The sequence below is a fragment of the Niastella sp. genome, assembly GCF_045805085.1.
Lineage (GTDB): Bacteria > Bacteroidota > Bacteroidia > Chitinophagales > Chitinophagaceae > Niastella.
In genome coordinates, this window is record NZ_JBJMLX010000229.1 from 1 (window position 1) to 12,345 (window position 12,345).

The 12,345-nt window shown below is 44.5% G+C and carries 10 protein-coding genes and 1 tRNA gene; 6 read left to right on the plus strand and 5 right to left on the minus strand.

From position 1 onward, the window contains the following. On the minus strand, positions 1 to 1,315 hold a 1,315-nt coding region (locus ACJ751_RS11670; protein ID WP_407745673.1), incomplete at its 3' end, for a HAMP domain-containing protein. 1,021 nt (positions 1,316 to 2,336) lie between these two features. Here ACJ751_RS11670 and ACJ751_RS11675 point away from each other — a divergent pair. Further along, positions 2,337 to 3,320, plus strand: a complete 984-nt coding sequence (locus tag ACJ751_RS11675; RefSeq protein WP_407745674.1) for a helix-turn-helix transcriptional regulator — start codon at positions 2,337 to 2,339, stop codon at positions 3,318 to 3,320. 250 nt (positions 3,321 to 3,570) lie between these two features. On the opposite strand, the gene ACJ751_RS11680 is transcribed toward ACJ751_RS11675, so the two are convergent. Continuing rightward, a complete protein-coding gene (locus tag ACJ751_RS11680) occupies positions 3,571 to 4,881 on the minus strand; it encodes a FecR family protein (RefSeq protein ID WP_407745675.1) in 1,311 nt (436 codons plus the stop codon). A 116-nt stretch (positions 4,882 to 4,997) separates the two neighbouring features. Then, the gene (locus ACJ751_RS11685) at positions 4,998 to 5,600 is read right to left on the minus strand and encodes an RNA polymerase sigma-70 factor (protein WP_407745676.1); all 603 of its coding nucleotides are present in this window, start codon (positions 5,598 to 5,600) and stop codon (positions 4,998 to 5,000) included. Positions 5,601 to 5,866: 266 nt separating this feature from the next. Here ACJ751_RS11685 and ACJ751_RS11690 point away from each other — a divergent pair, with 266 nt between their 5' ends. The 4 genes from ACJ751_RS11690 (at position 5,867) to ACJ751_RS11705 (ending at position 11,288) form a co-directional block, all read left to right on the plus strand. Then, complete coding sequence (locus ACJ751_RS11690; protein ID WP_407745677.1) at positions 5,867 to 6,538, plus strand: RNA polymerase sigma-70 factor; 672 nt, start codon at positions 5,867 to 5,869, stop codon at positions 6,536 to 6,538. A 50-nt stretch (positions 6,539 to 6,588) separates the two neighbouring features. Beyond that, positions 6,589 to 7,587, plus strand: a complete 999-nt coding sequence (locus ACJ751_RS11695) for a FecR domain-containing protein (protein WP_407745678.1) — start codon at positions 6,589 to 6,591, stop codon at positions 7,585 to 7,587. A 109-nt stretch (positions 7,588 to 7,696) separates the two neighbouring features. Then, entirely contained in the window at positions 7,697 to 10,237 is a 2,541-nt protein-coding gene (locus tag ACJ751_RS11700; protein WP_407745679.1) for a carboxypeptidase-like regulatory domain-containing protein, read from the plus strand. Positions 10,238 to 10,241: 4 nt separating this feature from the next. Further along, the gene (locus tag ACJ751_RS11705; protein ID WP_407745680.1) at positions 10,242 to 11,288 is read left to right on the plus strand and encodes a DUF4249 domain-containing protein; all 1,047 of its coding nucleotides are present in this window, start codon (positions 10,242 to 10,244) and stop codon (positions 11,286 to 11,288) included. A 9-nt stretch (positions 11,289 to 11,297) separates the two neighbouring features. Here the strand turns inward: ACJ751_RS11705 and ACJ751_RS11710 are convergent, their stop codons facing one another. Further along, the gene (locus ACJ751_RS11710) at positions 11,298 to 11,771 is read right to left on the minus strand and encodes a 23S rRNA (pseudouridine(1915)-N(3))-methyltransferase RlmH (protein ID WP_407745681.1); all 474 of its coding nucleotides are present in this window, start codon (positions 11,769 to 11,771) and stop codon (positions 11,298 to 11,300) included. 173 nt (positions 11,772 to 11,944) lie between these two features. Here ACJ751_RS11710 and ACJ751_RS11715 point away from each other — a divergent pair. Beyond that, positions 11,945 to 12,021: transfer RNA gene (locus tag ACJ751_RS11715), tRNA-Arg, on the plus strand. On the opposite strand, the gene ACJ751_RS11720 is transcribed toward ACJ751_RS11715, so the two are convergent. Continuing rightward, positions 11,984 to 12,345, minus strand: a 362-nt coding sequence (locus tag ACJ751_RS11720; RefSeq protein WP_407745682.1) for a hypothetical protein, incomplete at its 5' end; no start/stop codon positions are given. The genes ACJ751_RS11715 and ACJ751_RS11720 overlap by 38 nt on opposite strands.

The following is a 12,345-nucleotide window of genomic DNA, read 5'->3' on the forward strand; positions in this document are numbered from 1 at the left end:
CCTTGTCCACCGCAGTTGTTACCTCTGCTATGTTAAGCACCTGGGCGGTAAGGTTACTGGCCATCCCGTTCACGGAGTCGGTAAGGTCTTTCCATACCCCACCTACCCCTTTTACTTTTGCCTGGCCGCCCAGTTTACCTTCACTACCTACCTCACGCGCCACACGCGTTACCTCGGCAGAGAAAGAGTTCAACTGGTCAACCATCGTATTGATCGTATTTTTTAATTCAAGAATTTCTCCTTTTACATCCACCGTGATCTTACGGCTCAGGTCACCTTTCGCCACGGCAGTAGTTACCTCGGCAATGTTACGCACCTGGCCGGTAAGGTTACTGGCCATCCCGTTCACGGAGTCGGTCAGATCCTTCCAGGTACCGGCAACCCCCTTCACCTGCGCCTGTCCACCCAGTTTACCTTCGGTACCCACCTCCAGGGCCACCCGCGTTACCTCTGAAGAGAAGGAGTTCAGCTGGTCTACCATCGTATTGATGGTATTTTTCAATTCGAGGATCTCCCCTTTTACGTCCACCGTAATTTTTTTCGACAGGTCGCCTTTTGCCACGGCGGTGGTTACCTCGGCAATGTTACGCACCTGGCCGGTAAGGTTACTCGCCATCTGGTTTACGGAATCGGTCAGGTCTTTCCATACTCCGCCTACGCCTTTTACTTTCGCCTGTCCGCCCAGTTTACCTTCACTACCTACTTCACGCGCCACGCGGGTAACCTCCATGGAGAACAGGTTCAGCTGTTTCACCATGTCGTTCACTTCCTTGGCAATGGTGGCAAATTCCCCCTGCAGTATGTGCCCGCCAATTTCGAGCGGCATTTCCTTACTAAGGTTTCCTTTTGCCACCGAGCTGATTACATCGGCTATTTCAATGGTAGGATGCACCAGGTCAGAAATGAGGATATTCAGCGACTCAACACCGGTACGCCAGGCCCCGCGGGCGTTTGGCAACTCGATGCGCTGGTTCAGCTTACCCTGTTTACCAATGGTATTACCACCACGGGTAAACTCCATCATCATTTTTTCGTTGAGGGAAATAATTTCATTGAGCGTGTCGCAGATCTTGCCGCTCAGCCCCACCTGGTCAATGGGCATCCGTACACTGAAATTCCCATTCTTTACCTGCGTAAGCACATGTAACAACTCGCGGTGATCGAGCACATCGCTTAACTCACGCGGGTTTACTTCTTTTTCTGTTTCAATTATTTTGGGTTTCTTTTTGGGTGGAACGTGTTTGCCATTTGCTGGCACAACCGCAGCTACATCCTGCCGGTTCGAGCGAGTAGTATGGGGTTTTGAGCGCGCCATAATCAGGTATTTTAGAATTTACTTTTAAAATTTGATGATCCAACAACAGAAGAATTGCATGGCAACTGATTGGCTAACTTTCGTTGGGGTTGGTTAGCTGCTCCGGGCAATACAATATTGCCGTTTTTACTGTCAAACAGCGTTCCGTTTTTTTGAATGTAATTCATACAGTTTTGGGTCAATTTTTTTCATAAACAGTTAAACAAAAGGCAATACGTTCTCCCCATTTAGGCCATGACACCCCAAATCGGGTAATACTTTACCCAAACATTTTTATTCTTTGTAATATAGGCTTAAAAAATCCCTCTACTTTAATTAAAAGGCCAGGACCATTGAGAATAATAAATTTATATAATACGAACAAACGCTACTACAACACCGAACGCGTATATTGGTATACATTTGCCAGCTGATCGGTATCAGTGACCAGCTGGTTTAAGGGCTTATATAACAGCCGCCCATTTTTGCGGCCAGCCTGTTCCGTTCCTTATCATTCAACGGTATTACCCAAAATACCGGTTCACTTCCCGCAGGAGAAGAAATAACAGAAGCAGGTTTCAAGGATCTGTAAAATTATATCGGCAAGACAGGATGACTTTTTTCAAAAAAAACCGGGGTAACGGATAAAGGTGGTTGTGGGGAGATCAAGCGAAACCAAATTTACTGACTGCTTTTTGTTGTACTCCGTTTAAAAGCTACCGTTAGGTTAAACTTCTTTTTTAAATCCGGATTTCGTAAATGATTGGGAAGAAATTCCCTTATCTTTAGTCGGTGCAGCTGCTTTATCTAACGTGCATATAAGCATACCTACAATACTCCCGCATAAGGGGCCTGATGAACGCACTGCATAACGGACCATTTGCTAACGTTTGACAATAGGTGTTTCACTTGATGGTAATCATTTACTGTAGACTGCTCTCATATACATAACCCACACCTGTTTGGGCTATATGCTATTGTCAATCTGGCGTTGCATAATGACTCATTGCGTGAAAAATGGACCATTAAATCATTGGTAGGTATGCAAATAAAACTGATCGCAGATAATTATAAAGAGCTGGCCTTTACTGATCAGCTTCCTGATGTACTGGCCAATTACCTGATCCCCGGGGCCACCTCTGTTACAACATCGGGCGACTTTGGCCATGTGCTGTTTCAACAGTTACAGAGCGAGGGTATTGTTATCAGGTTACAACACTTCCTCATGAACCGTGCCTGCACGTTCACCATGCTGGAATTTGAACCTTTGCTGAAATTACGTTTCCATCTCGTCAATCATATTCAATACCATATGGAAGGGCTGGGCAACCTGGTATTTTATGAGCAGGGGTATAACCTGTTGTACTTTCCTTTTCAAAATCACCGGATCCATTTTCAACATGCCGGGGTATATGTTTCAATCGACATTCACTATCCCGTATATGTTTTGTCTCAAATGTTACCACCTTTAGTTCTTATGAATGATTTTCAGAAAAAAGTTATTCACCAGCAACCTGCTATGCTAACGCCGGTGAACCAGGTAGCCAATCGTTCACTGCTGGCACAGGTATACCAGTTAACGCAGGCGGGAAAACGCTCGGAGGCGTCCCTGCACGCCGGGTCATTGGCTGTATTGATCGCCTGTCTCGAAAACATTTCAGAACTGCCCCTATGGGAACCGGTAACCCTTTCCATGCCCGAAGCGCAGGCTATATACCTTGCCAAAAGAAGAATGCAGGAAGATCTTAAACACGACTGGACCCTTAAGGAACTTACCCTGCTTACAGGCCTGAACGATTATAAATTAAAGACGGGGTTTCAACAATTGTATCAAAGCAGTCCGGCCGATTACTTACGTGATGTACGAATGGAAAAAGCCTGGCATTTATTATCGGGTAAAAAATACTCGGTATCGCAGGTAGCTGAAGAAGTAGGTTATACGAATTTAAGTGCTTTTTCAAAGGCGTTTAAGAAGTATTACAACATTACTGCCCGGGAACGTAGTAAGTTTTCGGTTGAAAGTTGAGAGAGTTGACAAGTTAACAAGTTGACTAGTTAACCAGTTGACCAGGAATACAAGTTGAAAGTTCAAAGTTCAAAGTTGAAAGGGTTGAAGGAGTTAACAAGTTGACAAGTTAACATGTTGACAAGTTAACCAATTGATTTGTGAGGGTCTGCATGGCCACCCGCTCCTTTTCGAACATCATCATCCGGTAAATGCAGTATGCACATTACCGGCGCATGTGTTTTTTTAAATGGCGGCACGCGGACGGCGATCAAGGCAGCACACTGATTACATTATTCTGGAGTTTGAAGTGAACACCGTTGTATTCGAGTGTTTTTATTACGGTGGAGAGATTTTCTGAGCGGGATATGGAACCGGAGAATTTATAATCCGGTACTTTACCCGGGTAATTTACTTCTATATTGTACCAGCGGGAAAGCGTACGCATAATATCTTTGATCCCGGAATTGTTTAATGAGATAAACCCATTCTTCCAGGCCAGTGCATCATCCAGGTCTTCCACCTTCACCACTTTTATGAGGTCGCTTGTTACTACTCCTTTTATGGGTTGTAGTATTTGCGCCTGCTGGCCCGCAGTCAAGAGTTTGAATGAGTTATTACCCGGTGTTGATGCCGGAACAGACACTTTTACTTTTCCATTTACAAGGGTTGTTGTAATGGCGCGCTCATCGTTATAGGCCATAATGTTAAACTGGGTGCCCAGCACTTCTACTTCAGCGCCAACGCCCTGACCGGTTGGCGGCAACACATCTACAATGAAGGGTTCCTGTCGTCCTTCTGTACCTGGCAACTTGGCCACCTCAAAATACACTTCACCGGTAATGGCTACCCTTCTTTCCTTCCCTGAAAAATGAGTCGGGTATTTTATGGAGGAGGCCGCATTTAACCAGGCCTTACTGCCATCGGGCAATACCAGACTATATTGTCCACCGCGGGGCGTACTTAATGTATTTACCATTTCTGCGGACGTTGCAGCGCCGGTGCTATATTCATACTTCAGTTCCCCGTCTTTTAACTTCACTACATTTTCATTTCCTTCCTTTGCTACCGCACCATTGGCTGCATTTTCCAGGTTGATGACCGATCCATTCGACAGGGTGAGCATAGCCCGGCTGCCTCCGGGTGGAATATTAAAATCTGCGGAGGTGTATTCTTTATTTTCAATTACCGGTTTGGGTGATTTTTTGGGCGCCAGGTAAGGCCAGCTGATGGCGCCTGCAATAATTAATACCAATGCGGCCGCCGCATAGCTGTACCAGCGGCGATATAAAGGAACCAACTTTTTTACCGGGTTAATTTGTGCACTGATCTGCTGCCACCTTCCTTCCATATCAACCTGTTTCATGGCCAACAGGTCGTTCAGCAATTGTTCGCTATCATTTACCTGTTCACTTACCAGCGCGTGCGAAGGATGACTGGCCTTCCAGTTTTCAAGGTACTGTAACTCAGCTTCCGTTATTTCATGCCTTAACTGTTTCAGCAGCAATGCTGCTAAATATTCTACTTCCTCCATGCCTGATGTATTCAATTCGGTATCCATAATGCAATAGCTGATATACATATTTAAACACTATTTCCATGTTGTTCCTTTATACAACGTGGAAATATTGTCCGTCATTAAGCAATGGCAGGTCTCCTGATCTTTAGTGAAGTAGGCAGCTTATAGCTGTATGAATGCTACATTTTCAGCGTGTTATCTGTTATTACCAGAAAACCCAACAGTACAGAAAGCATTCCTTTTTTTAACAGGTTGGTGCGGATCAGTTGAATGGCTTTGGCCCGTTGCACCCAAACGGTATTGATCGAAATTCCCATTAGTTCTGCTATCTCGTCAGCTGACCTGCGTTCGTAGTAGATCAGCTTAAAAATCTCTTTACAGCGATTTGGCAGTTGTTCAATTTCAAACTCCACTTCGCGCAGCACTTCTGCATGCACCATATGGCTCAGTGCATGTTCGTCGGTTTTTTCCTGAATTCTGTTCAGTTCTCTTTTAGAGGTGTGTTGTCGTTGCGAATAGCGCATGTAATTCAAACAGGCATTACGGGTAGTGATGTACAAAAACGCTTTTATGTTTGACAGCGTATTGAAGGAATCGTGCCGGTTCATCAATTTCACGAAGCTGTCAGCAGCAATGTCCTCTCCTTCTCCATCATTGTCAACCAATCGTTTTGCAAAGAAACAAAGACTTGGAAAAAACATATCATACACGACCCTGAATGCATGTGTATTACCTCTCTTAAACTCCAGTAAAAGAGACTTACCCTGAAAATTATGTTTCATTCCTCAATACTTGCCCCCTGCCCTGCGCAACCCGGGGCTGAAATTTATTTGCAGTTATTAAAATCCCCTTTGCTTTAATGGTACTAACAGAACGAATATCGAATATTAAAGCATACAGCCAAAATAAATTGGTAAAAATTGCCGCTACCCTCGGGTAACCTGTACATATATGTTATTTAACGTTCATAAACGGCTGGCGTCTTTTATTCGGTAACACCGATCTAATGTTTCTCCTTTATTGCACATTGGCAGGTAACTTGTATATTGTGTCAACAACCTGGATCAGACCAGACCAGAACCAGACCTGTATCAATACCAGAACCATTACCATTATTCTTTTTATTACATTTAATGTAAATGATTCCCGTACGCCCATGCAGGAACCTGAACAACCATACCGGATATTCCAGGAGATTTTCTATAAATACTACGAGCCCCTTTGCAAGTATGCTTTTACCATTGTAAAAGAATCGCACAGTTGTGAGGATATCGTTCAGGAAACTTTTTTGCGGGTTTGGGAAAAAAAGCAAAACCTCATAGGTTCCGAAGAACTCACCTGGTATTTATATACAGCCATTCGTAACAATTGCCTGAGCTTTCTCGAAAAAAAGCAGAAAACCGTGCTGGGCGATTTCAGCAGCCAGGAGATCGTGGATCCCACTTCCAACGAACGCCCGTCGCCCCCCGCTAAAGAAGCCGACTACGATACACTTTTAAAAAAGGCGCTCGAAAACCTGCCGCCCAAATGCCGGGAAGTATTTGTATTAAGCCGGGTAAGCAATCTCACCTATAAACAAATCAGCGAATCACTGGGAATTTCCATAAAAACGGTTGAAAATCAAATGGGTAAGGCATTAAAGATCTTACGGTCCTACATTCGGCAAAAACAGGGATTACCCATAATTCTTTGCATAATTTTTTTGTTTTTGACGTCATAGTGTAGGGGTAAGTAATAATTTAATGTTTTTACAACAGTACCACGAACGGAATGAACCAAAAAGAATATATAATAGCCCTTATTGCCAAACAACTGCAAGGACTGGCAACACCACAGGAAGCCGATGAGCTTCAGCAATGGCTGCAATCCGATGCTGCCTGCCAACAGGAATATGATGACATGGCAATTATCTGGCAAAAAAGCGGCCCCTTACTGGCTGAACCTTCGTTCAATACAGAGGTTGCCTGGGTAAAACTGGATGATCAGATCGCCCTCCTGACCGCCAGAGACAGAAAGCCTTTACACGCTATCATTTCAATATTATATACTCCCACAGCAAAAGCAGCAGCCGCCATTTTAGTACTGGCCTGTACGGCTACAGCTGGTTTTTGGTGGCATCGCCACACGCAATGGCAGTCATTTACCGCCCTGGCCCAAAACGAAACCCTTACCCTGCCCGATCATTCGGTGGTAGTGGTTCGCAAGGGCAGCACCCTAAAATATCCGAAACAATTTGATGCAGCAGAACGCCGTGTAGCATTGACCGGAGAAGCCTTCTTTTCGGTTCAACACAATGAACATCAACCTTTTTTAGTAATAACCGATCATTCTGAAGTAAAGGTGCTGGGCACCTCCTTCCTGGTTCACAACACCAACGCTGCGGATGAAGTAGTGGTAGTAACCGGTAAAGTAAATGTGGCCGACAAAAAAGAAAACAATAACAAGGTTATTCTTACCAAAGGCCAACGGGTTGTTTTAAAACAGGATCACTTTTACCAGGACCAGGTGGCCGATTCCAATTTTATTGCCTGGGAAACAGGTCAATTGAATTTTAATAACACCGCACTCCCCCAGGTGCTGCAGGATATTTCTCACTATTATGGCATTACTGTAGAACTGGATCCCGGTATACAGGCAAATGCCCATACCATTCCGGTAACCGTTCATTTTAACAACCAGCCACTGGAGCAGGTACTGGAAGAACTCAAGCTTATCACTGGTTTACAGGTAAAAAAAGAAAACGGTAAAACGGTATTTTATCGAAATTAAGTTAGTTCTTTGTGGATACTGGACATATTAAAACCAGGGGATAGCAGGCTATAGCTTGAGTTATAGCATGAATAAACTGTATTGCATATTTCTGGTTCTCTTGATTAGCATGCAATTAACCCAGGCTCAAAGGGTTAATTTATTTTCGCGTCCCTATACGCCAACCTTTTACACAGGTTCCATCCGCAGTTTTCTGGATGATATTAACCAGCACAGTCCAACCATCATTGAATATTCGGCCAACTTTTTAGACACCGGCAAGGTTATTACCCTCACCGGTTCGCCCGAAACCATTGGCGAGGTGCTGCACCAGGTGTTGGAAAGCCAAAAGATAAACCTGGTAGAAAAAAACAACAAAGTCATTATTACTCCAGCCACCGTTCCTTTACCAGCCGACTTTTTTATTTCCTGGTATTCTGTTTACGGTATTATAAAAGAAGATGTCAGTGGCGAGCCCCTGGCCGATGCTACCATCTGGCAACCGGCGCAGCAACGAGGCAGCTATTCCAATAACCACGGTTACTTTACTATAAAGCTTCCTGAGGGAAAAAATGAATTGTACCTCTCCTATGCCGGTTACGAAACCCATCGCATTGAGGTGAACCTGAAAGGGAATACCCGCATGGATGTGTTTATGACGCCCAAAACCGATTTCAGGGAAGTAACGGTGACCACTACGCCACCGGCGGCCCAGGTAGAAGAAAACAAGGCTTCCAAGGAAGCTGCCGGCTACGACATTATTCTGGGCGAATCGGATGTGCTGCGGTCTTTTTATTTAGATCCGGGGGTAAAGAACATCCCTGAGATCACCTATGGCATGCTGGTACGCGGCGGCAGCCCCGATCAAAACATTTTTCTGCTGGATGGCAATCCCATCTTTAACCCCACGCATTTACTGGGTACGCTGTCAATAGTGAATAAAACATCGTTGAAATCGATGTACCTGTACAAAAAGAATTTTCCGGCCCGGTACGGCGGTGGTCTGTCATCAGTAATTGATGTAATGACGAAGGATGGCAATATGCAGAAATGGCAAGGGGAAGCCAATGCCGGGTTACTGGCTGGTTCGTTTACAGTAGAAGGCCCCATAAAAAAAGACCGCTCATCGATCATGGTGTCCTTTCGCCAAAGCTGGATCAATCCAATCTTGCGCGCGCTTAAATCAGGCATCGATGTCGACTTTTATGATCTGCATGTGAAGTTCACCCAATGGATAGGCAAGAAAGACAAGATCATGATAAATGCCTATGCCGGGCACGATGCCCTGCAATTGCATCAGAACTATGCCAATAACCAGCAACGATGGGGCAATAAAGCGGCTACGCTGAACTGGAACCGGCTGCTTAGTGCACGCGCATTTATCAATTCTTCTTTCAACATCAGTAACTACGATAACCTGGCGGGCTTCCGTTATAATTTATACGACAGTTCCGGCCGGTTGATGCAGAACCGTGTTTACAATACTTACTCCAGTATTAAACAATACACCGCACGTACAGCACTGGAAATATCCCCTACCAACAATATAAAAATAAATGTAGGCGGCAAGTATTCGTATACCCGCATCCATCCGTTCGACACCAATGTATCGCCTGATTTTACTGACAGGCCGGGCGATTTCAATGCCTTTCCCCCGCTGTCATTCCGCGAGCTGGCGTTGTATTATGAAAACGAATTCAGGATCAATAAAAAGATCTTTCTGCGGCCGGGTGTACGCCTTTCTTTTTACGAGCATAATGATTTTAAATACACCAGCTGGCAACCCCGGATGTATGCCGCATATAAATTTTCATCCCATAACCAACTCGAAGCTTCCTATAATCATATGACCCAATACCTGCATATGGTAACCAATCCATACATGGGTATCAACAGCGACGCCTGGGTTCCCAGCACAGGAGAATTGAACCCCGAAGAAAGCGATATGTTCAACCTGGGTTATAGCCATCGCAACAACAAAAACATTTCCTTTTATGCAGATGTTTATTATAAGCAAATGACCCATGTGACGAATTATGCAGAGGGACAGAACCTGTTTTTAAATACGGCCGACTGGGGACAAAGCGTAAAACTGGGTAAGGGCTGGGCGTATGGACTGGAAACAAAAGCGGAGCACATTACTGAAAAATGGTATTTACACCTGAGTTATACGTTGTCGTGGAACTGGCGGAAGTTTGCGGACCTGAACAACGGGGCGAAATTTCCATTTAAATACGATCGCCGGCACGAGATCAATGCGGCTGCTACTTTCAAATATAACAAGCATTGGAGCGCCTCTGCCTTCTGGACGTTTGCGACAGGCGACGTGTACACCTTGCCCAACCAGGTATATCCCGACTTCGACGATGCACAGCAGATCAGCGATCCGCTGGCGCCCAGGGAGTACCGGCTGATCTATCATTCATCCAACGCCAGAATGTACCGTACGCTGCCCTATCACCGGTTAGATGTGTCGGCCAGCAATTACCATAGATTAGGCGGTGGTCCTTTACAATCACGATTAACAGTAGGCGTATATAATATCTACGGTTCCCCCAGCCAGTATGTGTATGACCTGGAAGGGACCCTGGGAAAACGGTCATTGGTGGTAACTACCAAGTACCAGTTCTTTAAGATAACGCCCTATATTTCGTATACCGTGTCTTTTTAAAAACATGACAAAAAACAGCACACCATATTATTCTTTCAGCTGGCTTTTTTTGCTGGTGCTTTTTATCAGCGCCTGTAAAAAGAATTTTTCAAGCGATCAGTTTGAAGATGGTAAGCTGGTAGTGCTGGCAGAGATCACCGCACTTGATACGGTAAAAATTCCCATCGGTAAAACCATTAAAGTTGAAAACGGCAGCCTGATCCGGTTCGAAAAAGTAAATGACGCCACGGTTACCATTACTGAAAACAACACCGCCAGTTGGGTATTACAACCCAATTACTCGCAACAATACATCAACAATCCCACGTCGGTATTTACCAATAAAAAACGGTTTAAAGCCAATGCCAGCTACCGGATAGACATCAAACACCCTACCCTGGGCTCTGTGAGTGCAACCACTTACATCCCCGCTTTTCCGCATTTAACCGGGGTAGATACTTTCAGTACCCAGTTTAATGATAAAGATGTGTTAGGGGTAAATATAACCTGGAAAGACTCGCTGGACTATGATGAGTTTTACATAATTGAATCCGTGAAAGAACTGGTAAAGAACAATCACTTCTTTATTTACCAGGGTAAACGCTACAGTTATGACACGCAATCGGGCAAAGAGTTTTATCAGACAGTAAAAAATACACCTGGCCTTAAGATACTAACCGATACGGTTAGTTTGAACAAGTATACCCGCCTGGATCTGTTTACCGAAGACGGCCAGTCGGAAAATGCAAAGATCGACAAGCTCACCAATCCGTTCAGACGAATTTTTTACCTTGATCCCTTCATCAATGGAGAATATTATAACACTACCTTATACATAGACAAACAGTTTTTTGTTGATCCCAAACAAAAAGGCCGCGTTCGATTGCAATTAAAATCTGTAAGCAAAGAATTGTACGATTACCTTAAGCTGTACGAGAAGTATAAAACAGATTTTGGCTCGGTGCCTACCACCCAACTGGTATCCCCTACCGGTAATATTGAAAACGGGTTGGGTGTTTTTGGGGGATCGGCTAAGCGGGAGCGGGTTTACTATTTTGATGTTTTGAAATAAAGTCAGCCTTTAGCTATGGTGATATTTTTCATTCCGGAGAATGGTGCATGCCCGGTATAACTGTTCGGCCAGGATCAAACGCACCAGCTGATGCGGGAAAACGAGTTTTGAAATTGACCAGGTAGTGTTGGCTCTTTTAAATACCGGTTCATCAACGCCATACACGCCGCCAATCAAAAAAATGAGGGTTTTAACGCTGTCATTGGCCCTGGCTTGTAAAAAATCGGCCAGTTGCGGCGAGGAGAACGAATGCCCACGTTCATCGAGCAATACCAGGTAATCATCCTTTTTAAGCCATTCCAGAATGGTTTCCCCTTCTTTTTTCTTCAGGTCCATTTCGCTGAGCATACCCGCATTTTTTGGCGTTGGGATCAGGTTCCATTCCACAGGGAAATATTTCGATAACCGGCGGGTAAAGTCCTCAATCCCTTCTTTTACATAGGACTCGTGGTTTTTACCGATTGACCAGCATTGAATTTTCATAACAAGGAGCTTTTAGGTGATTACGCATTTGATATGCCAGGGCAAGTTAAGTAATGTAATGGCCTAATGCCTGAAATTCAGGGTAAAAGGAAAATTTTATCAGCAATTTTTGATGATTTTTTTGGGAGGAATATCAAATAGGGCTATTTTTGCCGCCCATTCACGAAAAACACGGCCCCGTAGCTCAATTGAATAGAGCATTTGACTACGGATCAAAAGGTTTCTGGTTTGAATCCAGACGGGGTCACCAGACAGGACAAGACGGATTTTCTTCCTCTTGTCCTATTTTTTTGTCCCCTAGAGCCCGCGCCCAGACTGTATATCAGCGAAACGGCCTCATTCAATCGAGCGGTTCGAACTCCAAATCCGTCAATCGTCAAATTTTCGGGGTATATCGAACCAATTATTTCCCGCTTCTTTACAATGTCACCGTTTTTGTATAGGCGCTCAATGTTCATCAGGTTCTGCAATCCTGTATTTAATAGGCCGTCAAAGTCCACCGGTGTTTGTGATGAATTGGCCAGTTTACCCAATAGCTTTTCGATTTTATCAGTGTACTCTGCTTTCATTTTCC

What these genes read in the sequence shown, in the direction of transcription:
- ACJ751_RS11695 (WP_407745678.1), top strand. Translation starts at nt 6,589, where the DNA reads ATGAACCAAAAAGAATATATAATAGCCCTTATTGCCAAACAACTGCAA.
- ACJ751_RS11710 (WP_407745681.1), bottom strand. Translation starts at nt 11,771, where the DNA reads ATGAAAATTCAATGCTGGTCAATCGGTAAAAACCACGAGTCCTATGTA.
- ACJ751_RS11685 (WP_407745676.1), bottom strand. Translation starts at nt 5,600, where the DNA reads ATGAAACATAATTTTCAGGGTAAGTCTCTTTTACTGGAGTTTAAGAGA.
- ACJ751_RS11675 (WP_407745674.1), top strand. Translation starts at nt 2,337, where the DNA reads ATGCAAATAAAACTGATCGCAGATAATTATAAAGAGCTGGCCTTTACT.
- ACJ751_RS11680 (WP_407745675.1), bottom strand. Translation starts at nt 4,881, where the DNA reads ATGTATATCAGCTATTGCATTATGGATACCGAATTGAATACATCAGGC.
- ACJ751_RS11705 (WP_407745680.1), top strand. Translation starts at nt 10,242, where the DNA reads ATGACAAAAAACAGCACACCATATTATTCTTTCAGCTGGCTTTTTTTG.
- ACJ751_RS11700 (WP_407745679.1), top strand. Translation starts at nt 7,697, where the DNA reads ATGCAATTAACCCAGGCTCAAAGGGTTAATTTATTTTCGCGTCCCTAT.